Origin of the sequence: Oryzicola mucosus (genome assembly GCF_014534685.1) — a bacterium.
Lineage (GTDB): Bacteria > Pseudomonadota > Alphaproteobacteria > Rhizobiales > Rhizobiaceae > Oryzicola > Oryzicola mucosus.
Window position 1 is genome coordinate 418,133 of the sequence record NZ_JACVVX010000002.1, and the last position, 25,917, is coordinate 444,049.

The window sequence follows — 25,917 nt, forward strand, 5'->3', positions numbered from 1 at the left end:
TTTTTGCCAAACGAATGTTTCAGCAGGATTTCGCGCGAGGCGGCCTCTGGAAGCTTTCGCGAAATCTCAGCAGATCGATTGATATGCTTGATGAAAGGCTAAAATGTTTATTCCAATTTTAGGTTTGGGCCATAACTTGACCTGATGTCGACAGTACGAGTGCAGAGTATCAGAGGTGTAAAAGCGGGTCGCGCGCGCGTTCGCACGACCGCGGCTTTGCTCATTTCCGTGTCTCTGGTCGCCATCCAGACCCATCAAGCCATGGCGTTCGAGATTTTCGGCATCCGCCTGTGGGGCTCTGCGGAAGAAGAGACGACCGATATCGTCGATCCGCTGCGCTATGCCGCGACTCTCGAGGTTACCGGCCCTGATACCGAGGAACTGACCGATGTCATGAACACGGCGTCGCTTCTGGTCAGCGACCAGGAAACGCCGGTTTCCGGCTCGCTCGGCCTTCTGTCACGCGCGCGCAGCGACCGTGAGCGGCTGGTCGCAGCGCTGTTTTCCAAGGCACGTTATGACGGCGTGGTGACGATCTTCATCGACGGGCGAGACCTGGATGATCTGCCCCCCGACGCTGAATTCACCGGTCCGCAACCCATCGCAGTCGCGATCCGCATCGATCCGGGATCGAGATTCGTTCTAGGCGACATCAAGCTCCAGGGCGATGCCGCCAAGGTCATAGGCGCCGACTACGGCCTGATCTCGGGAGGCGATGCGTCTTCAGACAACATTCTCCGGGCTGAAGCGCGCATCGTCAGGGCGCTGCAGGAAGAAGGTCGTCCGTTGGCGAAGATCACAGGTCGCGAGGTCGTGGCCGATCACAATACTCTGACGCTCGATGTGACCATGGATGTCGAGGCTGGCCCCATTGCCGGCTATGGCCCGACCACGGTCGAAGGCACGGAAGCCGTCGACCGCGATTTCACCGCCTATATGACCGGGCTTCCCGAGGGCCAGACCTATTCGCCCGAGGAGGTCGACGATGCGCGTGACCGCTTGCTGGCGCTCGAAGTGTTCAACAGCGTTGCCGTCAACAAGGCAGACGCGTTAAACGCGGCTGGCCAGATTCCGATGAATGTTCAGGTAACGGAGCGCAAGCAGCGCTATCTCGGTGTCGGCGCTACCGTTTCCAACACCGACGGCCTCGGCCTTGAAGGCTATTGGGGTCATCGCAACCTGTTCGGGCGGGCGGAAAAGCTGCGCATCGAAGGCTCCATAAGCGGCATCGGCAGCCAGGACCTCGGCAAACTCAATTACAATGCCGGGATCATGTTCGAGAAGCCGGGCGTCGTCGGCCCCAATTCGAAATTCTTCTCGAACCTGAAGACAGTCTTCGAGCATCCCGACGCCTATGACCGTTTCTCGGTGAAGGGCGGCGTGGGCCTCTCCTATGACCTCACCAAGACGCAGCAGGTCTCGGCGGAGTTCTCGCTGGAATATGCTGATGTAACCGACGCGTTCAACCCGGACGGCAAGGAATATCTGCTCGCCAGCATACCCTTGCAGTACCAGTTCGATAATCGCGACGACAAGCTGAACCCAACGACGGGATGGCGAGCGCTCGCCTATATCGAGCCGACTTACGACATCGAAAACACCAAGGCATTCGCGAAGGTTCGCGGTGAGGCTTCGACCTATTACGCCATCGACGAGGATGCGAAATACATCATCGCCGGCCGCATCAATGCGGGGTCGGTCGTCGGCGCAAGCATCGAGGACGTGCCGGCAGACAGACGCTTCTACGCGGGCGGTGGCGGGTCGGTGCGCGGCTATGCCTATCAAGGCATCGGACCGCGCAACGCCGACGGAACGCCGCTCGGCGGACTGTCCTTGCTGGAAGGCTCCGTTGAGGTCCGCGCCCAGGTGACAGATACGATCGGCGTCGTGCCGTTCATCGACGCGGGCGCCGTCTCCGAAGAGCAGTTTCCGGACTTTTCCAATTTGAAGGTGGGCGCGGGCGTCGGCCTGCGCTATCTGACACCTTTCGGGCCGCTTCGCGTCGATGTCGCGGTGCCGCTCAATCCCGAACCGCATGACCCCGACTACGGCATCTATGCCGGCATAGGCCAGTCATTCTGAGGAAGCGGCCATGAAACTCGCCAAGCGGCTACTTCGCATTCTTCGCAACGTTGTGCTGCTCGTGCTCGCACTCGCCATCGGTGCGGTCGCGGTGTTCACGCTGACGGCGCGTGGCCGAGACAACCTTGCCGGCCTGATCTCGACCATGGCGTCGTCGCCCGACATGACGGTCAGGATCAGCGGCATAGACGGTATATGGTCCGGCGCGCTGACGGTCGAAAACGTCGTGATCGGCGATCGCGATGGCGCCTGGCTGGCTCTGCGCGATGTCGCTGTCGACTGGTCGCCGACCGCGCTGTTGTCGCGGACCTTCCGTGCCGAGTCGATTTCCGCCCAGCGTATCGAGGTGGCAAGGCTGCCAAAGGCGAGCGAAACGCCGTCCGAGCCCAGCAGCACCGGTTTCTCACTGCCCGTATCGATCGACATCGCCAAGATCGACCTGCCCGATATCGCCATGGGCGAGGTTTTGGCCGGCAGCGGCGTTGCGCAGCTGTCCGCCGACGGCATGTTGCGGGTGGACCGTTCCATAAACGCTATCGAATCCAAGCTGAATGTCGCCCGCACCGATGGCAAGCAGGGTACGATCGTCGCCGACATCAATTTCGCACCGAATGAAAACACGCTGGTGCTGAACCTGCAGGCATCCGAGCCGCAAGGCGGCATCATCGCCAATCTGCTCGGCCTTTCGGACCAGCCCGCGGTGCAGGCGACACTGTCCGGCGAGGGTCCGCTGGCGGATTGGAGCGGGCAGGGCAACGTCACCATCGACGGCGCCGTCATCGCCCAGCTTTTGGGCCGCCATCAGGCCGTCGACGGCGGCAACCGCTTTGAGGTCAAGGGCGACGGCCAGTTCGACCGTTTCGTGCCGGACGCGTTCAAGCCCGTGCTGACAGGTGCGACGAACTTCGACCTCGCCGGCACGCTGTTGTCGGGCGGCGGCGTCGAACTCGAGCGTGGCAACCTCAGCACCGGCGCCTTGACCGGTTCGGGGTCCGGCATCATCAATCCGCAGGGCGCCAGCGATTTCTCCTTCCAGCTCGACACGACGGATCAGCCGGTGGCGCTGAGCTTCGGCGATGCGCAGCGCATAGACGTGGCCGTCAAGAACGCCACGGTGCGTATCTTCGGCGATGGGGCCGAGCCGATGCTCGATGTCGGCGCGTCGCTTGCCTATGTGTTTGCCGGCGGCACCAAGGTACACAACCTCGACGCGACCATCCATTCCGATGGCTTCAACGTCGCCGACCGCAGCGGGCCGGTTGACATCAACCTGGCCGCCGGGCGGTTGGAAACCGACGTTGCAACGCTTGCGCCGCTGGTGGCTGGACAGGTCAAGGCGACGCTGGGCGGCAGCATCAGCCAGGAAGAGGTTGTCGTCAACAGCGGCACCATCACCAGCGACACGCTCAACGGCACTGTGACCGCGAAAGTCACACTGGCCGATCTTGCGGTCGAGCTTGCCATGAGCGCTGATGTTGCGACCATCGCGTTGCCGGAAGCTGTAAGGGCGCCGCTGGACGAACGGGTGCAGTTCTCGGCAACCGCGACGCGCGACGCGGAAGGCGCGTTTGCCGCCAACGAAATCCAGCTGACCTCGGGCGCGCTGACCGCGACCGGGCTTGGCAGCCTGAGCGGCGATACCATTTCCGCCGATATCAAGGGGTCCTACTCCGACATTTCGCGGGTCTCGCCGGTGGCCAAGGGCGCCATCGATTTCGCGCTGACGGCGCGTGGGCCGCTTTCGGGTCCCGACCTGTCCTTCGACATCAGCAGCAGCCGGCTGGAAGCCGTCGGCCGCGAGATCAACGATCTGAAATTGACCGCAACGGGCCGCGCCGATTTCGCCAATCCGGCAGCCGATGTGAAACTGTCGGGCAGCGTGGGCGGCGAGGCGCTTTCAGGCAATGCCGTCTTGCGCACCACTGACGGTCAACGGCGCATCGATGGGCTTGCCCTTTCGCTGGGTGAGAACAAGATTGCCGGCGATATCGTGCTGGACGAGCAGTTCCTTCCGGTGGGCAAGCTGACGATCAACCTGCCGGATATCAGTCCGCTCGCAGCTTTAGCGCTCGACAGCGCATCCGGCGACGTGACCGGCTCGGTGGACTTCACCAAGCCGGGCGGCGTTCCGCAGGTGCAGGTCGTCCTCAACACCGCCTCGCTGACGCGCGGCGATCTGTCGGCCCAAACGGTCGCGATCGATGCGCTGCTGACGAACTACGTCGAGATGCCGACCATCGCCGGCACAATCAAGGCGGAGACCGTAACCTCCGGCACCACCGTTGTGCGCGATGTCGATGTCGCGCTGACCAGCGATGGCGAGTGGACGAGCTTCGACGGCGGCGCTGTCGTGACCGACATTCCGGCGCGCGCCGCAGGCCGCGTGCGCATTGCCAATGGCGTGACCACGGTCGAACTCGCTTCGGCGGATGCCACAATTCGCGGCCTCGCGGCGGCGGTTTCGAAGCCTTCGACCATCACGGTGGCCAATGGCACGGCGGAGCTGAACGGTCTTGCTGTCACGGTGGGCGGTGGCACTGCAACCATCAACGGGACGGCCGGTTCGACGTTGAACCTCGATGTCGCGCTGGCCAATGTGCCGGCTTCGCTTGCCAACACTTTTTCGCCTGAGCTCGGGCTCGCCGGCAGCATCAACGGCACCGTGAAAGCCACAGGCGAGGCCTCCAACCCCTCGGTCGCCTATGACATTAGCGCCACGGGCATGCAAACCGCCAAGCTTGCCGGAGTTCCACCCGTCGACATCAACTCGACCGGTAATCTCGCCGACAACCGGCTGACCTTCCAGGCGACGGTCGCCAATGGCGGCGGGCTGAACATTCGCGGCGACGGCAGCGTCACCATCGCCGATACGCCGACGCTGGACATCAACGCCACGCTGGCCAATGTGCCGGCGGCGCTCGCCAACAGCTTCTCGCCTGGTCTCGGCCTCGCCGGCACGATCAACGGCACTGTGAAAGCCACCGGTCCAGCCACCAGCCCGACTGTTGCCTACGATCTTCGTGCGACCGGTTTGAGAACCGCTCAGATGGCCGGCATTCCGCCGCTCAACGTCAACTCCACGGGCAATCTGGCGAACAATCGGCTGACGTTCCAGGCTACGGTCGCCAATGGCGGCGGCATGAACATTCGCGGCGAAGGCAGCGTCAGCATTGCGGGCACGCCGACGCTGGACGTCAACGCCACCCTGGCCAATGTGCCGGCGGCGCTCGCCAACAGCTTCTCGCCCGGTCTCGGGCTCGCCGGCACCATCAACGGCACGGTCAGGGCAACCGGTCCCGCGACCAGCCCGAACGTCGCCTACGATCTGCGGGCCAGTGGTGTGCAGGCAGCTGCGCTGAGCAGTGCCGGCGTCGGCTCGCTCAACGTCACCTCGACGGGCAATCTGGCCAATAACCGGCTGACCTTCCAGGCGACTATCGGCGACGGTTTCGGAACAAGCATCCAGGGCGGCGGCAGCGTCAACATTGCCGGGACGCCGGCGCTGGACCTCACTTTCTCCGGCCGGGTGCCATTCGCCATCCTCGACCGGCAACTGGCCGCGCAATCGGTTGCCATCGACGGCGCCGCCGATGTCAATGTCACCGTGCGCGGTCCGGCTTCTGCTCCCGTCATAACCGGCTCCGTAAGGGCCTCCGGCGCGCGCGTCGTCTATGCGTCGGCGGGGCTCGCGGTGAACGACCTGTCGCTGGACATAGCCATCGCCAACAACGTCGCCACCATCAACCGCATGGACGGCACGCTGTCGAGCGGCGGCAGGCTGTCGGTCAGCGGCACCGTCGGTACCGCGCCGGGGTCCGGGTTCCCGGCCAACATCACCATCACGGTGGTCGACGGGCGCTACACGGACGGGCAGGTTGTGGCGGCGAATTTCAGCGCCAATCTGGCGATACGTGGTCAGCTGGTGTCGTCCCCGACCTTGTCGGGATCCATCGATCTCGCGCGGACGGTCATTACCATTCCGACCAATCTGCCGGCGTCATTGGCACAGCTCAACGTGCAGCATCGCAACCCGCCCCCTGCCGTGAAGGCCCAGGACAGGGCCTTGAGGCCCGAAGAGGCTACCGGTGGGCAGAGTGGGCTCAAACTCGACATTGACATCAGAGCGGCGAACCGGATCTTCATCCAGGGCCGTGGCGTCGACGCTGAAATGGGCGGCAATCTGAAGCTTGTCGGCCCGGCAACATCGCCGAGCGCGGTGGGTCAATTCACCATGACACGCGGGCGGCTGGAAGTGCTGGGCCAAAGGCTCGATTTCAGCGCGGGCTCCGTCACCTTTGCCGGCTCGCTCGTTCCGACACTGAACTTCACAGCCGAATCGAGCGCATCGGACGCGACGGTCACCATCAACATCACGGGTGCAGCCAACAATCCCCGTTTCACGTTCAGCTCGGTTCCGGCATTGCCCGAGGACGAGGTGCTGGCGCGCCTGATCTTTGGTCGCTCGATGTCCAATCTGTCGCCGCTGCAGATCGCCCAGCTTGCGTCCGCCGCCGCTGAGCTTGCAGGGGTCGACGGTGCGACCTCGCTGCTGACGACCCTGCGCAACCGGCTCGGCGTGGACGACCTCGACCTGCGCACCACCGAAGGCGGCGGCACCGCTGTCTCGGTCGGAAAATATCTCAACGACCGCACCTATCTGACGCTCGAAAAAGGCGACCAGCCGGGTTCCGGTCGGGTCGGCATCGACCTCAGGATCGGCCGTGGCGTCAAGCTGCGCGGCGAAGCGCGCGACGATGGTGAGGCCAAGGGCGGTATTTTCTACGAAAAGGAATATTGAGGAGTTCGGACCGGAAAAGTCGAACTATTTTCCCGGCTTCAGCCCGTCGATGAAGAGTTGTTCGAGAAAGCGCGCGGCATCCTCGAACCGCCCGTCGCCGCCCCGGTCCGGCCCCAGCACGGAACGGACCTGAACGTCGAAATCGGCGTAATGCTGGGTCGTCGCCCAGATGGCGAAGATCAGGTGCCATGGATCGGTGCGGGCGATCTTGCCGGCGCGCATCCAGCTTTTGATGATGTTGGCCTTCTCGTCGACCAACGAGCGCAACTCGCCTTCGAGCAATTCCTTGATGCGTGGCGCACCCTGCAGAATCTCATTGGCGAACAGGCGGCTTTCGCGCGGGAAGTCGCGGGACATCTCCAGCTTCTTGCGGATGTAGCTGCGCAGCTCGGTGACGGGATCGCCAACATCGTCGAGTTCGCGCAGCGGCGCCAGCCAGGTTTCGAGCAGACGCACCATCAGCGTGGTGTGCATGTCTTCCTTGCCGCGGAAATAATAGAGCAGGTTGGGCTTAGACATGCCGGCGGCTTCGGCGATCTGGTCGATGGTCGCGCCCCGGAAGCCATTGGCCGAGAAGACGTCCAAGGCTGCCTCGAGAATCTTTTCGCGCTTCTCCTGCTGGATGCGCGTGGTGCGGCGAGGGGCGGCTGCCTCGATGCTCATGGTAGAATTCCACTGGCTTCCGGATGCAGCTGGACCAATCGGCTGGACCAGTTCTTCCAGTTCTGTGGAGCGCGTCGGAGACAGACCATTTCCGCTACTATTTCCTTGACCGTCGATAAGACGGTGCTAACGTTTGTCCAATTGGTCAAAAAATGCCTAGCATGAAAAACCGGGGAAGACCAAGCGTTGGCCGCAATCAAACAAGGTCATCGATAAAGAGGAGAGCTTGGTAATGTCGAACAGACTCAACGCCGTGCCCAACGATCTGTCGGCATTCTGGATGCCGTTCACGTCCAATCGTCAGTTCAAGCAGTCGCCGCGCATGCTGGTTTCCGCGAAGGACATGCACTACACCGCCAGCGACGGCCGCAAGATTCTCGACGGCACCGCCGGCCTGTGGTGCGTCAATGCCGGCCACTGCCGCCCCAAGATCACCGAGGCTATCCAGCAGCAGGCCGCCGAACTCGACTACGCGCCGGCCTTCCAGATGGGCCACCCCATTGCCTTCGAGTTTGCCAACCGTCTCGTCGATATGGCGCCCAAGGGGCTCGACCATGTGTTCTTTACCAATTCCGGTTCCGAATCGGTCGAAACCGCGCTGAAGATCGCGCTCGCCTATCAGCGCGTCGCGGGCCAGGGGTCGCGCACGCGCCTGATCGGCCGCGAGCGCGGCTATCACGGCGTCAATTTCGGCGGCATCTCGGTCGGCGGTATCGTCGGCAACCGCAAAATGTTCGGCACGCTCTTGACCGGCGTCGACCACATTCCGCATACGCATCAGCCGGGCAAGAACGCTTTCACGCGCGGCGAGCCGGAGCACGGCGCCGAGCTTGCCGACGAGTTCGAGCGCATCATCACCCTGCATGACGCTTCCACCATCGCGGCCCTCATCGTCGAGCCGGTTGCGGGGTCTACCGGTGTGCTCATCCCGCCGAAGGGCTATCTCAAGCGCCTGCGTGAGATTTGCGACAAGCACGGCATCCTGTTGATCTTCGACGAAGTCATCACCGGCTTCGGCCGTCTCGGCGCGCCGTTCGCCGCCGACTATTTCGGCGTCATCCCCGACATCATGGTCACCGCCAAGGGCGTCACCAATGGCGTAATCCCGATGGGCGCGGTGTTTGTGAAGAAGGAAATCCACGACGCCTTCATGACCGGACCCGAACACCTCATCGAGTTCGCGCATGGCTACACCTATTCCGGCAATCCCATCGCGGCCGCCGCTGGTCTCGCCACGCTCGAGACCTACAAGGAAGAGGGGCTGCTGACGCGCGGCGAGGAACTGGCGCCCTATTGGGAGGATGCGCTGCATTCGCTCAAGGGCGAGCCGCATGTCATCGACATCCGCAATATCGGCCTGATCGGCGCCGTCGAACTCGAGCCGATTGCCGGCCAGCCTACCAAGCGTGCGTTCTCAGCCTTCCTGAAGGCCTATGAGCGCGGCGCGCTGATCCGCACCACCGGCGATATCATCGCGATGTCGCCGCCGCTGATCATCACCAAGGGCCAGATCAACGAACTGATCGATCATGTGCGCGAAGTGCTGCGGATGATCGACTGACTTTGACATAGCGCGAGGCCGGCGACGGGAACCGCCGGCCTCTCGATCGAGTGGAATGGAAGGAATGACGTGCATGGCCGCGCCCGGCGAGAATTTGCGAATCAACTCCGATCGTTTGTGGGATTCGCTGATGGATATGGCGAAGATCGGCCCCGGCATTGCCGGCGGCAACAACCGCCAGACCCTGACCGACGAAGACAAGGAAGGGCGCGACCTCTTCAAGTCGTGGTGCGACGCCGCCGGTATGACCATGGGCGTCGACAAGATGGGGACCATGTTCGCCACTCGGCCGGGGACCGACCCGGACGCGTTGCCGGTCTATGTCGGCAGCCATCTCGATACACAACCGACCGGCGGCAAATATGACGGGGTTCTGGGCGTTCTGTCGGCGCTTGAAGTGGTGCGGTCGATGAACGACCTCGGCATCAAGACCAGGCATCCGATCGTCGTGACCAACTGGGCCAACGAGGAAGGCGCGCGTTTCGCGCCGGCCATGCTGGCTTCTGGCGTGTTTGCCGGGCAGCTTTCGCTGGATTACGCCTATTCGCGCAAGGATCCCGAGGGCAAGACCTATGGCGACGAGTTGAAGCGTATCGGCTGGCTCGGCGACGAGGACGTCGGCGCGCGCAAGATGCACGCCTATTTCGAGTATCACATCGAGCAGGGTCCGATCCTGGAAGCTGAAGACAGGCAGATCGGCGTCGTCACGCACTGCCAGGGCCTGTGGTGGCTGGAATTCACCTTGACGGGCAGGGAAGCGCATACCGGCTCGACGCCGATGACCATGCGCGTCAATGCCGGTCTGGCCATGAGCCGGATCATCGAAATGGTGCAGGATGTCGCCATGTCGGAGCAGCCCGGCGCAGTCGGCGGGGTAGGGCAGGTGTTGTTCTCGCCCAACTCGCGCAACGTGCTGCCCGGCAAGGTGGTGTTCACTGTCGATATCCGTACGCCCGATCTCGACAAGCTCAACCGCATGCGCGCCAGGATCGAGTCGGAAGCCGCGAGGATCTGCGAGGAGATCGGCGTGGGCTGCTCGGTCGAGGCGGTCGGGCATTTCGATCCCGTCACATTCGATCCCACGCTGGTCGGCCGCGTCCGGTCCGCTGCCGAAAAGCTCGGCTATTCGCATATGGACATCATTTCCGGCGCCGGTCACGATGCCTGCTGGGCTGCGAAAGTGGCCCCCGCGACGATGATCATGTGCCCCTGCGTCGGTGGTCTCTCGCACAATGAGGCGGAGGATATTTCCAAGGAATGGGCCGGCGCCGGCGCGGACGTGCTGTTCCACGCCGTGCTGGAGACGGCGGAGATCGTGGAGTAGAATGGAACTCTGAGCCGTTTGACAGGAGAGTTGCAATGGGGCGACCTAGGGAAATCTCGCAAGAGGAACGTGCTGAACTCATCCGCCAGGGTTACCGGCCAATCGAAATTTGGGTGCCCGACACTACAACCGACGTCTATCGTCGGGAGGCGGCTCGACAGGCTCGCGCTGCCGTCGAGGCTGATCGTGAGGCCGGGATAATAGAGCTTATCGATGATCAGGCTCATCAAGACTGGGATATGTCGTGATCCTAGCCCGCGGCGACATGGTTACGGCGGCGTTCCAAGGTGATCTCGGCAAACCACGACCCGCCGTCGTTCTGCACGCTGACGAATATATAGAGATGCATGAGACGTTGATCCTTTGCCCTCTGACGACCTTTCTCGCCGACGCGCCAAATTTCAGGCCAACCATCAACCCGTCGCCAGAAAATGGCTTGCAGAATGTTTCGCAGATCATGGTCGACAAGGTGACGCATCTGCGGAAGTCAGCGATGAGCCGAGTGATCGGCCGGTTGGCAGATAAGGATATGTGGCGGCTGGAAGCCGCATTGATCAACATAACCGGTTTGAGGCAGGCAATCCTTCCTCTGCCGATGAAGGAAGGGAACGGGGAGCAATAATGTCCAAAGTCATCAAGAACGGTACCGTGGTCACCGCCGACCTGACCTACAAAGCCGATGTGAAGATCGAGGGCGGCAAGATCGTCGGTATCGGGCCGAACCTGTCGGGCGACGAAACCTTCGACGCCACGGGCTGCTATGTGATGCCGGGCGGCATCGATCCGCACACCCATCTCGAAATGCCGTTTATGGGCACCTATTCCGCCGACGATTTCGAAAGCGGCACCCGCGCAGCCCTTGCCGGCGGCACAACCATGGTGGTCGACTTCTGCCTGCCCAATCCGGGGCAATCGCTGCTCGACGCGATCAAGATGTGGGACAACAAGTCCGTCAAGGCCTGCTCGGACTACACCTTCCACATGGCGATCACCTGGTGGAGCGAGCAGGTTTTCAATGAGATGGCCGAGGTGGTCGACCGCGGCATCAACACCTTCAAGCACTTCATGGCCTATAAGGGCTCGCTAATGGTCAATGACGACGAGATGTTCGCATCGTTCCAGCGCTGCTCGGCGCTCGGAGCGCTGCCGCTCGTCCATGCCGAGAATGGCGACCTGGTGGCGGCCATGTCGCAGAAGCTTTTGGCAGAAGGCAATAACGGTCCGGAAGGCCATGCCTATTCGCGTCCGCCGGAAGTGGAAGGCGAGGCGACCAACCGTGCGATCATGATCGCCGATATGGCCAATGTGCCGCTCTATGTCGTGCATGTTTCCTGCGAGCAGAGCCATGAAGCCATCCGACGCGCGCGCCAGAAAGGCATGCGGGTTTATGGCGAACCGCTGATCCAGCATCTGACGCTGGACGAGAGCGAGTATTTCGACAAGGACTGGGATCATGCGGCGCGCCGCGTGATGAGCCCGCCGTTCCGCAGCAAGCAGCATCAGGATTCGCTGTGGGCGGGGTTGCAGTCGGGTTCGCTGTCATGCGTGGCGACGGACCATTGCGCCTTCACGACTGAGCAGAAGCGCAATGGCGTTGGCGATTTCACCAAGATCCCGAACGGCACCGGCGGTCTCGAGGATCGCCTGCCGGTGTTGTGGACCAAGGGCGTGGCGACCGGACGGTTGACGATGAACGAGTTCGTCGCCGTGACGTCGACCAACATCGCCAAGATCCTCAACATGTATCCGAAGAAGGGTGCGATTCTGGTCGGATCGGACGCCGACATCATTGTGATCGACCCCAAAGCGTCCAAGACGATCACCGCGAAGAAGCAGCAGTCGGTAATCGACTACAATGTGTTCGAGGGATTCGAGGTGACCGGCCTGCCGCGTTTCGTGTTTACGCGCGGCGAACTGGCTGTGCAGGAAAGCGAGATCAAGGCGAAGCCGGGAACCGGCGAATTCGTTGCCCGCGAGCCGAACGGCGCGGTCAACCGCGCACTGTCGACCTGGAAGGAACTCGTCGCGCCGCGCAAGATCGAGCGCAGCGGCATTCCGGCCTCGGGCGTCTGAGACGTCGATGCGGAGGGCTATCGGGTCCGCATCGCAACGTTTCTCCCATCAGGCCCGGCGGCTAATTCGCCGCCGGCAAGACGGCATCCAGTTCCGGCAGCAAGACGACGCTTTCCTGCTCGTTCGGGTCGGTGCGGGCGATGACGGCGGTGCACGGTTCGCTGCCGATGTTTTCAGGCACATGCGGCACACCTGCGGGAATATACATCATCTCGCCGGCGACCATGTCGGTGAACTGTTCCAGCCGGTCGCCGAACCAGGTGCGGGAAACTCCCGACAGGATGTAGACGGCGGTCTCGTGCGCTTCGTGCAGATGCGCCTTGGCGCGCCCGCCCGGCGGGATGGTGACGACATGCATGCAGATGCCCGTCGAACCGACGCTTTGCGTGGAGATGCCCTTGGTATAGGTGAGACCCTGCTTGCCGCCATAGGTATCGGCGCGCCGCACGACCTTGCATGTGGGCTTCGATGACGCATCCATCACGGCTATCCTTTCCCGGAACGACAGTGCAGTCTCAGTCAACCTGCCAGCCATATGAGTTCGCATGATAGGAAATACGCAAACCGTCGTCCAGGCAAACGGCCTCGGGCTGACCTTCCGGACCAATGACGGTCCCGTCGTAGCCCTCACCGATGTCGATCTGACCATCAAGAAGGGCGAATTCGTCTCCTTCATCGGCCCGTCGGGGTGTGGCAAGACGACGTTCCTGCGCGTGATCGCCGATCTGGAGCAGCCGACATCCGGCACTATCTCGATCAATGGCATGACACCGGAGCAGGCGCGCCATGCCCGCGCCTATGGCTATGTGTTCCAGGCCGCCGCGCTTTATCCGTGGCGGACCATCGACCGGAACATCGCTCTGCCGCTCGAGATCATCGGCCTGTCGAAAGCCGAGCAGCAAGAGCGGATCAAGCGCACGATGGATCTGGTCGAACTGAGCGGGTTCGAGCACAAATATCCCTGGCAGCTTTCGGGCGGCATGCAGCAGCGCGCCTCCATTGCGCGCGCGCTGGCCTTCGATGCCGATCTGCTATTGATGGACGAGCCCTTCGGCGCACTCGACGAGATCGTGCGTGACCATCTCAACCAGCAGCTTTTGAAGCTCTGGGCGCGCACGCAGAAGACGATCTGCTTCGTTACCCACTCCATTCCGGAGGCGGTCTATCTCTCGACCCGCATCGTGGTGATGTCTCCGCGCCCGGGACGCGTGACGGATGTCATCGAATCGACGCTGCCGCACGAACGGCCGCTCGACATCCGCGAAACGCCGGAGTTCCTGGAAATCGCAGCACGTGTGCGCGACGGCCTGAGGGCAGGGCACAGCTATGATGATTGAGGATGTGTCGTCACATGGAGGTCGGCACTTTATGGCGCCCCCCTCTGTCCTGCCGGACATCTCCCCCGCAAGGGGGGAGATTGGCAGTTCCATGCTGTCCGCCTTTTCTGCAACCTGGATAATTAGCGAAAGCCGAAATGACGGCCCAATCTCCCCCCTTGCGGGGGAGATGTCCGGCAGGACAGAGGGGGGCAACGTCGAAAGCGGATATCCTTGCCACGGAGCGTCGGCATGACCTCCCTCCGCTCCAAGATCATCCCTGTCCTCACCTTGCTCGCCGGGCTGGTGGTGCTCTGGTACGCCTTCGCGGTCTATATGAACGCGCCGTTCCAGCGTGACCTCGATCGTCGCGCGGGCGAGGCGCCGGGCATCGTCGAGTTTATCGGCAAGACATTGTCGCAGCCGAAACCGACCGTGCCGGCGCCGCATCAGGTCGCCACAAACTTCTTCGAGAACACTTTCCTGCGAAACGTGACCAGCAACCGCAGCCTGGTCTATCATGCCTGGGTGACGCTTTCCTCGACGCTGCTCGGCTTTGCGTTCGGCACGGTTCTCGGGATCGTGATCGCCGTGGGTATCGTCCATGTGACGACGCTGGACCGCAGCCTGATGCCGTGGATCATCACCTCGCAAACCATCCCCATCCTGGCGGTGGCGCCGATGATCATCGTCGTGCTGGCGGCGGTCGGCATCACAGGCATCGTGCCGAAAGCGCTGATCTCGACCTATCTGTCGTTCTTCCCGGTCGCGGTCGGCATGGTGAAGGGCCTGCGTTCGCCGGAAAAGATGCATCTCGACCTGATGCGTACCTACAATTCGAGCAAGACGCAGACCTTCTGGAAGCTGCGGGTGCCGGCTTCGGTGCCTTATCTGTTCACGTCCATGCAGGTGGCGGTCGCAGCCAGCCTGGTCGGCGCCATCGTCGGCGAGTTGCCGACGGGAGCGACCGCCGGCATCGGCGCGAAGCTTCTGCTGGGGTCCTATTACAGCCAGACGATCGACATGTGGTCGGCTCTTGTCGCAGGCTCCGTCGTCGCCGCGCTGTTGGTCACCATCGTCGGGCTCGTCGGACAGGCCGTGCAGCGCTCCATGGGCGGGAGGCCGGCATGATCGCAAAACCCGCCTGGCAGGCGCTTCTGGCGCTGGTTCTGGTCCTGGCGGCCTGGCTGCTGGGACCGATGACGGTTCCGGAAGCCGACTCGTTGGCCAATCCGACGGCGAGCGTGACCTTTCCGTTCGTGGCGACGAAGCCGCTTATTTATGGACTGCTGCTGGCAGCCATTGTCCTGTCGATGACCCGCCTGTCGGCCGCTGCGCGGGCGGCAATTTTGTTTGTCGGTGCGCATGGCGCGGCCTGGTTTCTGCTTCACGGTATCTATGGCTTTGAAGGCACCGCGCGCGCGCCGTTCTTCCTGCTGGTGGCTGCGGCCTGGCTTCTGGCGTGGCAATGCGTGACGCTGCTGTCTTCCCAGCGACCTTTGCAACGCTGGCTGGACACGGCCTACAGGCTGTTGGTTCCGGCGATCTTCGGGATATGGATTCTGATCCTGTGGGAGGCGGCGACGCGCGGTGCCGGCATCCCCTTCATCCTCCTGCCGCCGCCCACCGCGATCGGGGCGAAGCTGGCCAGTTCGATCGACATCATCGCCGCCGATGTCCGCCAGACCATCTTCAAGGCCGTCATCGTCGGCTATGTCGTGGGCTGTGGCGCGGGCTTCGCGGTCGCGATCCTGGCCGACAGGGTCGATTTCCTGCGCCGGGGGCTGCTGCCCATCGGCAACATGGTGTCGGCGCTGCCGATCATCGGCGTGGCACCGATCATGGTCATCTGGCTGGGCTTCGACTGGCAGTCGAAGGCGGCCGTCGTCATCCTGATGACGTTCTTCCCGATGCTGGTGAATACGGTCGCAGGGCTGGCGTCGACGGGGCATATGGAGCGCGACCTGATGCGCACCTATGCGGCGGGATATTGGCAGACGCTGCTCAAGCTCCGGCTGCCGGCCGCCGCCCCCTTCATTTTCAACGCCTTGAAGATCAATTCGACGCTGGCGTTGATCGGCGCCATCGTGGCCGAATTCTTCGGCACGCCGGTCGTCGGCATGGGCTTCCGCATCTCAGCCGAGGTCGGGCGCATGAATGTCGACATGGTCTGGGCCGAAATCGCTGTTGCAGCGGTCGCGGGTTCGGTCTTCTATGGTGCGATCGCCCTGATCGAAAGGGCCGTCACGTTCTGGCATCCGTCTGTCCGTGGTGGATAGACGCGGTCGTTGCCTCCGCGGGGGCGCAGCGACCCAACTTCAGAGGGTAAAAAATGAGAAAACTGACTGTTTCGTTGCTTGCGAGCGCCATGTCTCTCGCCGCTGCCCAGGCATTCGCGGCGGATGCGGTGGCGCTGCAGCTTAAATGGGTGACGCAGGGCCAGTTCGCCGGCTACTACGTAGCCGCCGACAAGGGCTTCTATGAAGAAGAGAATCTCGACGTCACCATCAAGCCGGGCGGCCCCGACATCGCTCCCGAGCAGGTGATCGCAGGCGGCGGCGCCGATGTCATTGTCGACTGGATGGGTGGTGCGCTGGCTGCGCGCGAGAAGGGCGTCGGCCTCGTCAACATCGCACAGCCCTTCGCCAAGGCCGGTATGGAACTGGTTTGCCCGAAGGATGGTCCGATCAAGACCGAAGCGGACTTCAAGGGCCATACCCTCGGCGTCTGGTTCTTCGGCAACGAATATCCGTTCTATGCCTGGATGAATAAGCTTGGTCTGCCGACCGAAGGCGGCGCTGACGGCGTGACGGTGCTGAAGCAGAGCTTCGACGTACAGCCGCTGATCCAGAAGCAGGCGGACTGCATCTCGGTCATGACCTACAACGAATATTGGCAGTTGATCGACGCCGGCTACAAGCCCGAGGATCTGACGGTCTTCAACTATTCGGCGATGGGCAACGACCTGATGGAAGACGGCCTCTACGCCATGGAAGACAAGCTGAAGGACCCGGCCTTCGCCGACAAGATGGTGCGCTTCGTGCGCGCCTCGATGAAAGGCTGGAAATACGCCGTCGAGAACCCGGACGAGGCTGCTGAAATCGTCATGGACAATGGCGGCCAGGACGAGAACCATCAGAAGCGTATGGTGGGCGAGGTTGCCAAGCTGATCGGCGACGGCAAGCTCGAAACCGCGCTCTACGACCGCACGGCCAAGGCGTTGCTCGATCAGAAGATCATCACCAAGGAGCCGCAGGGCGCCTGGACGCACGACATCACCGACAAGGCGCTGTGATCGGACACCGGTACCGCTCGTCTAAAAACGAAAGCCGCGGACCTGGGAGGTCTGCGGCTTTCGCGTTAGTGGCTTTGCCAAGTTCGCTATATTCTTGCGAAACAGGAGATGGTCGGATGGCGACGAAAAATGTCAGCATGCCGAAGGAAATGGCGGAGTTCGTCGAGCGCGAAGTCGCCAGCGGCGAATACAGTTCGTAAAGCGAGGTCGGGCGCGAGGCTTTGCGGCTGCTGCGCCACGATAAGGCGCAAGAGGAGGAGAAGCTTGCGATTCTCCGTCACGAGATAGGAATTGCGATTGAAGAGGCGGATGCTGGCAAAATTGTAAGGATAAGTGCGACGGACATCGCCCGTGACATTCTGAACGAGACGTCCAACAGTTGAACTACGAACTTGCGCCAGCGGCTGTGTAGGACATTCGCGGCATCTTGAATGATAGGATGCGAATGTTCGGCCCGAGACGATTAAATGCCTATGCGGCGTTGATCGATCGCGGCATGGAAGCACCTGCGGAAAATCCTAAGTTACACGGATCTTCCGATCAGTCAGCGTTTATGATGGCGTCGTTATTCTTCGCTTCCTCCATGAACATATGGAGCCAAGGCACCGCGTCATGCGATCACTTTCGAAGTGGATGAAACGCGATTAGTCGAGGCCTCTACGTCTTCTCCCTGATCTGCGTCAGCGTCTTGCTCGGTGTAATCGCTTCGGGGTCGAGCTTGATCTCGATGATCGACGGCTTGCCGCTGGCGCGCGCGCGTTCGTAGGCCGGAGCGAAGTCCTCCGTCGCCTCCACCGTTTCGCCATGGCCGCCATAGGCGCGGGCGAGGGCGGCAAAGTCGGGGTTGATGAGGTCGGTTCCGGAAACGCGGCCTGGATATTCGCGCTCCTGATGCATGCGGATCGTGCCGTAAGTGCCATTGTTGATCAGCAGAACGATGATCGGCAGGCCATATTGGACGGCGGTCGCGAATTCCTGGCCGTTCATCAGGAAGCATCCATCGCCGGCAAAGGCGACGACCTCGCGTTCCGGAAACAGCGCTTTGGCGGCGACGGCAGCGGGCGTGCCGTAGCCCATCGAGCCGGAGGTCGGTGCGCCTTGGGTGGCGAAACGACGAAACCGGTGGAAGCGGTGCAGCCATGTGGCATAGTTGCCAGCGCCGTTGGTCATGATCGCATCGCCGGGGAGGTTTTCCTCCAGCCACGCCATGACCGGACCCATCTGGACCGCGCCCGGGCCGGTCTTGGGTGGCGTCGACCACGCCAGATATTCGCCGTGCAGCCTTGTGGCTTCTTCCTCCCAGGCGGGCGGCGCCTTCGGGCTATGCTTTGCGAAGGCCTCGACAAAGGCGGCAGGCGAGGCGTTGATCGCCACGTCGGGCCGGTAGACGCGGCCAAGCTCGTTGGCGTCCGCATGGACATGGATCAGCGTCTGGTCGGGATAGGGGCTCTTGAGCAGCGTATAGTCCGACGACGGCATTTCGCCGAACCGGCCGCCGATCATCAGCACAAGATCGGCCGACTTCACATAGGCGGCGAGCCTGGGGTTGGGGCCAATGCCGATATCGCCGGCATAGCAGGGGTGGAGGTTGTCGAACAGCATCTGCCGTCGGAACGAGCATCCCACGGGCAGCGCCCAGGCTTCCGCGGCGTTTTCGAAGGCCGATTTGGCCCGCTCCGTCCAGCGTGTGCCGCCGAGGATGGCGATGGGACGTTTCGCGTTTTGCAGCCGTTCCAGAAGCGCATGCATCTCGTGGTCGCCGGGACGCGTTTCGACCGGCGTGTAGGGCTTTGCCTCGGGAGCCTCGACTTCGCTCGTCAGCATGTCCTCGGGCAGGGAGATGACCACCGGGCCGGGCCGTCCCGAGGTTGCGACGGCAAAAGCGCGGGTCAACAATTCGGGAATGCGCGCGGCATCGTCGATCTCGACCACCCATTTGGCGATGTCGCCGAAGAAACTCTTGTAGTCGACCTCCTGGAAGGCCTCACGCTCCTTGGCGTGGCTGGCGACCTGGCCGATGAACAGGATCATCGGCGTGGAATCCTGCATGGCGATGTGAACGCCCGCCGAAGCATTGGTGGCGCCGGGCCCGCGCGTGACGAAGCAGATGCCGGGCTTTCCGGTCAGCCGGCCCTCGCAATCGGCCATCATGGCGGCTCCGCCTTCCTGGCGGCAGACGATGGTACGGATTTCGGAGTCGTGCAGGGCGTCCAAGACCGCCAGATAGGATTCGCCGGGGACGCAGAAGATGCGCTGAACGCCGTTCGCTTCCAAGGCCTCGACGATCAGTTGTCCGCCCGATTTCATCAGCTTCGCTTCTCCCATAAGTTTCGATGTCCATCCAGCCTTAGCAAGGTTTTCGGCCTGCATCACCCCTATTCGGGTGAACCAGTAGCTGAGCTGTGTTCTGCCAGAACACGATCCAGCCATGTGGCGAAATCCGCCATGATGACGTCTCGATTCAACTCGTTGAGAGATTCGTGGCGCGTGTCGGCGTAAATCCTTGAAACCAGATTCGAAAAGTCCATCCGACGCAGTCGCTCGGCGAGCGCGTTGACTGCTTTGCCGTTGTCGGTCGCAGGATCTTCTCCGCCTCCAACCAGAAGAAAGGGCAGGTCCTTTCGGATGCTTGCGAAGTTCCGGTCGTCCGCGCCGGCGATGATAAGGCGGAAGACATCGCGCCACATGCTGACCGTCGCATCCCAGCCGCACAGCGGGTCGGCGATATAGGCATCGACCTCGGCTGGATCGCGCGACAGCCAGTCGGCCTCGGTGCGGCGGCCATCGATTTGTTTCGCCCAACTCCGAAACGTCAGTTTCGGAAGGATGCGGGAGGGAACGTCGGAACCCAGCCGGAACTTCTCGTAGGCAAGTACTGCTAGTGCGGCCTGCGCCAGAATGCCTGCGGAGAAGTTGGCGTTCCAGATTGCCGCGCCATGCACCATCGCCGAGTGGCGAAGGACGAAATTGAGCGCCACCAGCCCCCCCATGGAGTGACCGAAAACGACGACTGGCACGTCGGAATGGCGCTCGCGGATCATTCTATGCACCGCCAGTACGTCGGCGACGACGGCTTCATCGCCACCGGATGGTGCGAAGACCCCAAATGGTGCGCCTTCAGCTTTGGTAAGGCCGTGCCCACGATGATCGTGGGCATAGACATGATGGCCGCGCGTGGCGAGGTAATCGGCGAACCCCGCATAACGGCCGGAATGTTCGGCCAAACCGTGATTGATCTGCACCACGCAGCGCGCCTGTCCTTCGGGATGCCGGGCATAGACGTTGAGCGCCGCACCCGTTGGTGAGGCCAGGATGAAAGTCTCGTCGAATGCCATTGGATGCCTCAGCCTCCCCAGGAAAGCCCATGGCAAGCATGGAATCGCGTCAGGCGGAAGCGGAAACCGCTTTGCTTCAAAAATATGCAATAAAGTGTTTTGCTGATTTGTGCGGCAAAAAAGCTTGCCAACATTGTATGAGCTTTGTTTGATGGCGCCACCAAAGAACAAGGGGAATTGGGATACATGCTCACACGCAGACGTTTTTCGCTTGCGGCCACGGCGCTGGCAGCCGCCATGCTTGGCGGCGCCATGCAGCCGGCCTTCGCCGAGACCGACATCAAGTTCACGCTCGACTGGAAATTCGAAGGACCCGCAGCCGGGTTTTTCCTGGCGATGGATAACGGCTACTTCAAGGAAGAGGGCCTAAACGTCACCATCGATTCGGGTAACGGTTCGGTCGAAGCCATTCCGCGCGTCGCCACAGGCGCCTATCAGCTTGGCTTCGGCGACATCAACTCGCTGATCAAGTTCCTCGACGAAGATCCGTCGCAGAAGGTCAAGGCGGTCATGGTGGTCTATGAGCGCCCGCCATTCTCCATCATCGGCCGCAAGAGCCTCGGCATCACCAGCGACCCCAAGTCTGTGGAAGGCAAGAAGCTCGGCGCGCCGCCGCCGGACGGTGCGTTCGCGCAGTGGCCCGCCTTCATCGAAGCTGCCGGTATCGATGCGTCCAAGGTGACGATCGAGAGCGTCGGCTTTCCGGTACGCGAACCGATGCTGGCTCAAGGCCAGGTTGACGGCATCTTCGGCTTCGCCTTCTCGTCCGTGCTGAACCTCAAGTCGCAGGGCGTTCCCGAGGACGACATCGTGCCGATCTTGATGGCGGAGAACGGCCTCGACCTCTATGGCAACTCGATCATGGTCAACACCGATTTCGCCGCGTCCAATCCCGATGCGGTCAAGGGGTTCCTGAAGGCGCTGGCCAAGGGTTTTGCCGATGCGGTGAAGGACCCAGTTGCCGGAGCCGAAGCCGTGATGAAGCGCAACGAAATCCTCAACAAGGACATCGAAGTCGAGCGTCTGGAAATGGCCAATGCCATGAACATCCGCACGCCCTACGTGGTCGAAAACGGCTTCGGCGGCATCGACGAAGGCAAGTTCGCCAAATCGATCGATTTCCTGAAAGTGTCGATGAAGCTCAAGGGCAATGTCGGCGCGAAGGAAGTGTTCGATGGCAGCTATCTGCCGCCCAAGGAAGAACGCATGCTGCCCTGATCGGGCCGACTGCACAAAGGTGGCGCTCCGGCTGCCCGATGCGGTCGGGGCGTTCTCTCCATAGCGGGCGATGGGGCCGATGAAAAATCTCGTAACGATCGACAATGTCGACATGCGCTACGGCGGCGCGGACGGCACGCTTGCCGTCGAAGGGCTGACGCTGCATGTCGAAAAGGGCGAGTTCGCAGCCGTGGTGGGGCCATCGGGCTGCGGGAAGTCGACGCTGATGAAGCTCGTCACCGGCCTGCACATCCCTCAGAAGGGAGTGGTGACGGTGGCCGAGGAGCGGGTGACCAAGCCGGTGTCCATCGTCGGCATGGCGTTTCAAAACCCGACCATGCTGCCATGGCGCACCACGCTCGACAACATTCTGCTGCCGCTCGAAGTGGTGGAGAAACATCGCGGGCGGTTGCGGATGAACCGCGCCGAATATGTCGCCAAGGCCGAAAAGCTGCTCGAAACGGTGGGTCTCAAGGGTTTCGGATCGAAGTTTCCCTGGCAGCTTTCGGGTGGCATGCAGCAACGCGCCAATCTGTGCCGCGCGCTGATCCACGAGCCGGACCTGCTGATGCTGGACGAACCGTTCGGCGCGCTCGATTCCTTCACCCGTGAAGAATTGTGGTGCGTCATCCGCGACCTGCATTTCGAGCGTAAGGTCACCATCGTTCTGGTTACCCACGATCTGCGCGAGGCCGTGTTCCTGGCAGACCGGATCTTTGTGATGAGTTCGCGTCCGGGCCGCATCATCGAGGAACGCACCGTGCCCTTCGCACGTCCGAGAGATCTGGAGATCATGTATCAGAAGGAGTTCAACGACATCGTCCACGAATTGCGCGGGTCGATTGCGGATGCGAGGAAAGCGGCATGAGCGCAGCGTCCAAGAACTGGATCAAGGCAGCGCCCTGGCTGTGTACCATCGGACTGTTTGTCATCTGGGAACTGGCGGCCCGACTGTTCGGCCTGCCGCAGTATATTCTGCCGGCGCCGACGGTGGTGTTCAACGCCATCGTGCAATATTGGCCGGCGATCTGGAAGAACTCGCTGCAGACGCTTTACACCACCACGCTGGGTTTCGCCCTGGCGGTTGCCGGCGGCCTTGGCCTCGGCATCCTCGTGGGCTGGTCGCGGCTGATCTATTCCGGCCTCTATCCGCTGATGGTCGGTTTCAACGCGATCCCCAAGGTGGCGCTTGTGCCGATCCTGGTGATCTGGTTCGGCATCGGCACGATCCCCGCCGTGTTGACGGCGTTCCTCATTTCGTTCTTCCCGATCGTGGTGAATGTCGCCACCGGCCTCGCCACCATCGAACCCGAGATGGAAGATGTGTTGCGGGCGCTCGGCGCACGTAAGATGGACATCATGCTGAAGGTCGGTATCCCGCGCTCGATGCCGTATTTCTTCGGCTCGCTGAAGATCGCCATCACGCTCGCCTTTGTCGGCTCGGTGATCGCCGAGACGGTCGCCGCCAATTCCGGCTTGGGCCACATGATGCTGGCGGCGCAGTCGCAGTTCAACGTGCCGCTGGTCTTCGCTGGCCTCATCATGCTCGCCGTCGAAGGCATCATCATGTACGCCGTCATGGCGTGGGTTGAGATGCGCATGACCGGCTGGGCACATCGCGGACAAGGCGCGACCGCGTGAGCAGCGATCAAATGCGGACGCTTCGCAGCGGCGGTTGCCCCGCCGCCTGCTTTCGCCTACATAGCGCCCAACTCCACAATCGATTGAGACAGGGAAGCGCGCGTGGCACGCCAGTTCATCTATCATATGTCTGGGCTCAGCAAAGCCTACGGCACCAAGAAAGTCCTCGAGAACGTTCATCTCTCCTTCTACCCCGACGCCAAGATCGGCATTCTCGGCCCCAACGGCGCCGGTAAGTCGACGATCCTGAAAATCATGGCCGGGCTGGACAAGGAATATACCGGTGAAGCCTGGCTCGCTGAGGGCGCGACCGTGGGTTATCTCGCCCAGGAGCCGCATCTCGACCCCACCAAGACGGTGTTCGAGAACGTCATGGACGGCGTGGTCAAGAAAACCGCGATCATCGAGCGCTACAATGAGCTCATGATGAACTATTCCGACGAGACGGCCGATGAATCCGCCAAGCTGCAGGACGAGATGGATCGCCTCAACCTCTGGGACCTGGAACAGCAGGTCGAGATGGCCATGGACGCGCTGCAATGCCCGCCCAAGGAGTCGGAGGTCACCAATCTTTCGGGCGGTGAGCGCCGCCGCGTGGCACTCTGCAAGCTGCTCTTGTCCGAGCCGGACCTTCTGCTGCTCGACGAACCGACCAACCATCTCGACGCCGAGACGACGGCCTGGCTGGAAAAGCACCTGCGCGCCTATAAGGGCTCGGTGTTGCTCATCACCCACGATCGCTACTTCCTCGACAACGTCACCGGCTGGATCCTCGAGCTCGACCGTGGCCGCAGCATCCCCTACGAAGGCAACTACACCGCCTATCTGGAAGCCAAGGCCAAGCGCCTCAAGCAGGAAGGCCGCGAGGACGACGCCCGCCAGCGCGCCATCAGCCGCGAGCGCGAGTGGATCGCCTCCAGCCCCAAGGCACGCCAGACGAAGTCGAAGGCGCGTATCCAGGCCTTCGAGGATTTGCTCGTGCAAGCCGACAGCCGCCGCCCCAGCGACACCCAGATCGTCATCCCGCATGGCGAACGCCTGGGCAATGTCGTCATCGAGGTCGAGGGCATCAACAAGGGCTTCGGCGATGAACTGCTGATCGAGGATCTGTCGTTCAGGCTGCCGCCCGGCGGCATTGTCGGCGTCATCGGACCGAACGGCGCGGGTAAAACAACGCTGTTTCGGATGATCACCGGCCAGGAAACACCTGACAGCGGTTCGATCCGCGTCGGCGAGACCGTCAAGCTGGGCTATGTCGATCAGAGCCGCGACGCGCTCGATCCGAACAAGACCGTATGGGAAGAGATTTCCGGCGGAGCCGAGGTGGTGAAGCTCGGCAAGTTCGAGGCCAATACGCGCGCCTATTGCTCGTCCTTCAACTTCCGGGGCGGCGACCAGCAGCAGAAGGTCGGCAATCTTTCGGGCGGCCAGCGCAACCGCGTCCACCTTGCCAAGATGCTGAAGAACGGCGGCAACGTGCTGCTGCTCGACGAACCGACCAACGACCTCGACACCGAGACGCTGGCCGCACTCGAGGACGCGCTGGAAAACTATGCCGGCTGCGCCGTCATCATCTCCCACGATCGCATGTTCCTCGATCGCCTGGCGACGCATATTCTCGCCTTTGAAGGCGACAGCCATGTCGAGTGGTTCGAAGGCAACTTCGAGGACTATGAGAAGGACAAGGTGCGCCGCCTCGGCGCCGACGCGCTCAACCCGCACCGCATGACCTACAAGCGGTTGACGCGGTAACCCATCCACGACGCCCCGCCGGTAACCCGGCGGGGCGTTTTTCATGGAATGGCTGGATCGATTGCGATGAAAGACTGGTCGGCGGCACAGTATCTGAAATTCGAGGATGAACGCACGCGGCCCGCGCGCGACCTGCTGGCACAGATACCGCTCGACCGGCCGGAAACGGTGGTCGATATCGGCTGCGGCCCGGGCAATTCGACCGAGCTTCTGGTCGAGCGCTGGCCGGAGGCCAAGGTCTTAGGCTTCGATACCTCTCCCGACATGATCGACAAGGCACGCAAGCGTCTTCCAGCCGTTGATTTTACGCTCGGCGACGCTGCTCATTGGGCGCCGGACAAGCCGGCGGACGTGCTGTTTTCCAACGCCGTCTTCCAATGGCTGCCGAACCACGCCGAGATGATGGTGGGCCTTCTGGGCCATCTCGCCCCTGGCGGGTGCCTTGCGGTGCAGATGCCGGATAATCTGATGGAGCCGTCGCATCGCCTGATACGGGAGGTGGCCGCGGAGGTGCCGTTTGCCGACAAGATCGCCGGCGCTGCGCGCAAGCCGCTGCCGCCGGTTGCGTTTTATTATGATTTGCTGCGGCCGCATGTGGGGCGCGTCGACATCTGGCATATGTTCTACAACCACCCGCTGGCCGACGCGTCGGCGATCGTAGAATGGGTGAAGTCGACCGGCCTCAAACCGTTTCTCGATCCGCTGGATGAGGCCGAGCAGGCTGAATTTCTCAGCCGCTATCTCGAAAAGATCGCAGCGGCCTATCCGCCTCTGGTCGACGGCAAGGTGCTGTTGCGCTTTCCGCGCCTGTTCATCATGGCGCAGAAATCCGCCTGAACCCCTGCTTGACCGGCATCGG

20 protein-coding genes are annotated in these 25,917 nt (G+C 62.1%); 16 read left to right on the forward strand and 4 right to left on the reverse strand.

Annotation, left to right across the window (positions count from 1 at the left end; all coding sequences use genetic code 11):
• Positions 1 to 144 precede the first annotated feature (144 nt).
• On the forward strand, positions 145 to 2,082 hold the full coding sequence (locus ICI42_RS08420; protein ID WP_188164107.1) for an autotransporter assembly complex protein TamA: 1,938 nt from the start codon (positions 145 to 147) through the stop codon (positions 2,080 to 2,082).
• Between the two features lie 10 nt (positions 2,083 to 2,092).
• Positions 2,093 to 6,880 carry a translocation/assembly module TamB domain-containing protein gene (locus ICI42_RS08425; RefSeq protein ID WP_188164108.1) on the forward strand — a complete coding sequence of 1,596 codons (4,788 nt, stop codon included), beginning with the start codon at positions 2,093 to 2,095 and terminating at the stop codon, positions 6,878 to 6,880.
• 24 nt (positions 6,881 to 6,904) lie between these two features.
• Here the strand turns inward: ICI42_RS08425 and ICI42_RS08430 are convergent, their stop codons facing one another.
• Positions 6,905 to 7,543 carry a TetR family transcriptional regulator C-terminal domain-containing protein gene (locus ICI42_RS08430; protein ID WP_188164109.1) on the reverse strand — a complete coding sequence of 213 codons (639 nt, stop codon included), beginning with the start codon at positions 7,541 to 7,543 and terminating at the stop codon, positions 6,905 to 6,907.
• A gap of 232 nt (positions 7,544 to 7,775) precedes the next feature.
• On the opposite strand from ICI42_RS08430, the gene ICI42_RS08435 reads away from it, so the two are divergent.
• The 5 genes from ICI42_RS08435 (at position 7,776) to hydA (ending at position 12,501) form a co-directional block, all read left to right on the forward strand.
• Entirely contained in the window at positions 7,776 to 9,104 is a 1,329-nt protein-coding gene (locus ICI42_RS08435; RefSeq protein ID WP_188164110.1) for an aspartate aminotransferase family protein, read from the forward strand.
• A 73-nt stretch (positions 9,105 to 9,177) separates the two neighbouring features.
• The gene (locus tag ICI42_RS08440) at positions 9,178 to 10,428 is read left to right on the forward strand and encodes a Zn-dependent hydrolase (RefSeq protein ID WP_188164111.1); all 1,251 of its coding nucleotides are present in this window, start codon (positions 9,178 to 9,180) and stop codon (positions 10,426 to 10,428) included.
• A gap of 35 nt (positions 10,429 to 10,463) precedes the next feature.
• Positions 10,464 to 10,676 (forward strand): antitoxin MazE-like protein, encoded by a 213-nt coding sequence (locus tag ICI42_RS08445; protein ID WP_188164112.1) that lies wholly within the window; start codon positions 10,464 to 10,466, stop codon positions 10,674 to 10,676.
• Positions 10,673 to 11,050 (forward strand): type II toxin-antitoxin system PemK/MazF family toxin, encoded by a 378-nt coding sequence (locus ICI42_RS08450; protein WP_188164113.1) that lies wholly within the window; start codon positions 10,673 to 10,675, stop codon positions 11,048 to 11,050. The genes ICI42_RS08445 and ICI42_RS08450 overlap by 4 nt, the downstream gene beginning before the upstream one ends.
• A complete protein-coding gene (gene hydA, locus ICI42_RS08455; protein WP_188164114.1) occupies positions 11,050 to 12,501 on the forward strand; it encodes a dihydropyrimidinase in 1,452 nt (483 codons plus the stop codon). The genes ICI42_RS08450 and hydA overlap by 1 nt, the downstream gene beginning before the upstream one ends.
• A gap of 61 nt (positions 12,502 to 12,562) precedes the next feature.
• Here the strand turns inward: hydA and ICI42_RS08460 are convergent, their stop codons facing one another.
• Positions 12,563 to 12,982, reverse strand: a complete 420-nt coding sequence (locus ICI42_RS08460) for a cupin domain-containing protein (protein WP_188164115.1) — start codon at positions 12,980 to 12,982, stop codon at positions 12,563 to 12,565.
• Between the two features lie 64 nt (positions 12,983 to 13,046).
• Between ICI42_RS08460 and ICI42_RS08465 the strand changes: the two genes are divergently transcribed.
• The 4 genes from ICI42_RS08465 (at position 13,047) to ICI42_RS08480 (ending at position 17,112) form a co-directional block, all read left to right on the forward strand.
• Complete coding sequence (locus tag ICI42_RS08465; RefSeq protein ID WP_188164116.1) at positions 13,047 to 13,838, forward strand: ABC transporter ATP-binding protein; 792 nt, start codon at positions 13,047 to 13,049, stop codon at positions 13,836 to 13,838.
• A gap of 231 nt (positions 13,839 to 14,069) precedes the next feature.
• Positions 14,070 to 14,948, forward strand: a complete 879-nt coding sequence (locus tag ICI42_RS08470) for an ABC transporter permease (RefSeq protein WP_188164117.1) — start codon at positions 14,070 to 14,072, stop codon at positions 14,946 to 14,948.
• Positions 14,945 to 16,096: an ABC transporter permease gene (locus ICI42_RS08475; RefSeq protein WP_188164118.1), complete on the forward strand. Its 1,152-nt coding sequence runs from the start codon at positions 14,945 to 14,947 to the stop codon at positions 16,094 to 16,096. Before ICI42_RS08470 ends, ICI42_RS08475 begins: the two co-directional genes overlap by 4 nt.
• Positions 16,097 to 16,149: 53 nt before the next feature.
• Positions 16,150 to 17,112, forward strand: a complete 963-nt coding sequence (locus ICI42_RS08480; protein WP_188164119.1) for an ABC transporter substrate-binding protein — start codon at positions 16,150 to 16,152, stop codon at positions 17,110 to 17,112.
• A 657-nt stretch (positions 17,113 to 17,769) separates the two neighbouring features.
• Here ICI42_RS08480 and ICI42_RS08485 read toward each other — a convergent pair.
• Together ICI42_RS08485 and ICI42_RS08490 are read right to left on the reverse strand one after the other, a co-directional pair.
• Positions 17,770 to 19,419 carry a thiamine pyrophosphate-binding protein gene (locus ICI42_RS08485; protein ID WP_188164120.1) on the reverse strand — a complete coding sequence of 550 codons (1,650 nt, stop codon included), beginning with the start codon at positions 19,417 to 19,419 and terminating at the stop codon, positions 17,770 to 17,772.
• 68 nt (positions 19,420 to 19,487) lie between these two features.
• Positions 19,488 to 20,447, reverse strand: coding sequence for an alpha/beta fold hydrolase (locus ICI42_RS08490; protein WP_188164465.1), 960 nt, complete (start codon positions 20,445 to 20,447; stop codon positions 19,488 to 19,490).
• Positions 20,448 to 20,633: 186 nt separating this feature from the next.
• On the opposite strand from ICI42_RS08490, the gene ICI42_RS08495 reads away from it, so the two are divergent.
• From ICI42_RS08495 to tam, 5 genes are all read left to right on the forward strand, one after another.
• Entirely contained in the window at positions 20,634 to 21,665 is a 1,032-nt protein-coding gene (locus ICI42_RS08495) for an ABC transporter substrate-binding protein (RefSeq protein ID WP_188164121.1), read from the forward strand.
• A 79-nt stretch (positions 21,666 to 21,744) separates the two neighbouring features.
• Positions 21,745 to 22,533 carry an ABC transporter ATP-binding protein gene (locus ICI42_RS08500; protein WP_188164122.1) on the forward strand — a complete coding sequence of 263 codons (789 nt, stop codon included), beginning with the start codon at positions 21,745 to 21,747 and terminating at the stop codon, positions 22,531 to 22,533.
• Entirely contained in the window at positions 22,530 to 23,306 is a 777-nt protein-coding gene (locus ICI42_RS08505; protein WP_188164123.1) for an ABC transporter permease, read from the forward strand. Before ICI42_RS08500 ends, ICI42_RS08505 begins: the two co-directional genes overlap by 4 nt.
• A gap of 102 nt (positions 23,307 to 23,408) precedes the next feature.
• Positions 23,409 to 25,058: an energy-dependent translational throttle protein EttA gene (ettA, locus tag ICI42_RS08510; RefSeq protein WP_188164124.1), complete on the forward strand. Its 1,650-nt coding sequence runs from the start codon at positions 23,409 to 23,411 to the stop codon at positions 25,056 to 25,058.
• A 66-nt stretch (positions 25,059 to 25,124) separates the two neighbouring features.
• A complete protein-coding gene (tam, locus tag ICI42_RS08515) occupies positions 25,125 to 25,895 on the forward strand; it encodes a trans-aconitate 2-methyltransferase (protein WP_188164466.1) in 771 nt (256 codons plus the stop codon).
• Positions 25,896 to 25,917 lie beyond the last annotated feature (22 nt).

What these genes read in the sequence shown, in the direction of transcription:
- ICI42_RS08420 (WP_188164107.1), top strand. Translation starts at nt 145, where the DNA reads ATGTCGACAGTACGAGTGCAGAGTATCAGAGGTGTAAAAGCGGGTCGC.
- ICI42_RS08425 (WP_188164108.1), top strand. Translation starts at nt 2,093, where the DNA reads ATGAAACTCGCCAAGCGGCTACTTCGCATTCTTCGCAACGTTGTGCTG.
- ICI42_RS08430 (WP_188164109.1), bottom strand. Translation starts at nt 7,543, where the DNA reads ATGAGCATCGAGGCAGCCGCCCCTCGCCGCACCACGCGCATCCAGCAG.
- ICI42_RS08435 (WP_188164110.1), top strand. Translation starts at nt 7,776, where the DNA reads ATGTCGAACAGACTCAACGCCGTGCCCAACGATCTGTCGGCATTCTGG.
- ICI42_RS08440 (WP_188164111.1), top strand. Translation starts at nt 9,178, where the DNA reads ATGGCCGCGCCCGGCGAGAATTTGCGAATCAACTCCGATCGTTTGTGG.
- ICI42_RS08445 (WP_188164112.1), top strand. Translation starts at nt 10,464, where the DNA reads ATGGGGCGACCTAGGGAAATCTCGCAAGAGGAACGTGCTGAACTCATC.
- hydA (WP_188164114.1), top strand. Translation starts at nt 11,050, where the DNA reads ATGTCCAAAGTCATCAAGAACGGTACCGTGGTCACCGCCGACCTGACC.
- ICI42_RS08460 (WP_188164115.1), bottom strand. Translation starts at nt 12,982, where the DNA reads ATGGATGCGTCATCGAAGCCCACATGCAAGGTCGTGCGGCGCGCCGAT.
- ICI42_RS08465 (WP_188164116.1), top strand. Translation starts at nt 13,047, where the DNA reads ATGATAGGAAATACGCAAACCGTCGTCCAGGCAAACGGCCTCGGGCTG.
- ICI42_RS08470 (WP_188164117.1), top strand. Translation starts at nt 14,070, where the DNA reads ATGACCTCCCTCCGCTCCAAGATCATCCCTGTCCTCACCTTGCTCGCC.
- ICI42_RS08475 (WP_188164118.1), top strand. Translation starts at nt 14,945, where the DNA reads ATGATCGCAAAACCCGCCTGGCAGGCGCTTCTGGCGCTGGTTCTGGTC.
- ICI42_RS08480 (WP_188164119.1), top strand. Translation starts at nt 16,150, where the DNA reads ATGAGAAAACTGACTGTTTCGTTGCTTGCGAGCGCCATGTCTCTCGCC.
- ICI42_RS08485 (WP_188164120.1), bottom strand. Translation starts at nt 19,419, where the DNA reads ATGAAATCGGGCGGACAACTGATCGTCGAGGCCTTGGAAGCGAACGGC.
- ICI42_RS08490 (WP_188164465.1), bottom strand. Translation starts at nt 20,447, where the DNA reads ATGGCATTCGACGAGACTTTCATCCTGGCCTCACCAACGGGTGCGGCG.
- ICI42_RS08495 (WP_188164121.1), top strand. Translation starts at nt 20,634, where the DNA reads ATGCTCACACGCAGACGTTTTTCGCTTGCGGCCACGGCGCTGGCAGCC.
- ICI42_RS08500 (WP_188164122.1), top strand. Translation starts at nt 21,745, where the DNA reads ATGAAAAATCTCGTAACGATCGACAATGTCGACATGCGCTACGGCGGC.
- ICI42_RS08505 (WP_188164123.1), top strand. Translation starts at nt 22,530, where the DNA reads ATGAGCGCAGCGTCCAAGAACTGGATCAAGGCAGCGCCCTGGCTGTGT.
- tam (WP_188164466.1), top strand. Translation starts at nt 25,125, where the DNA reads ATGAAAGACTGGTCGGCGGCACAGTATCTGAAATTCGAGGATGAACGC.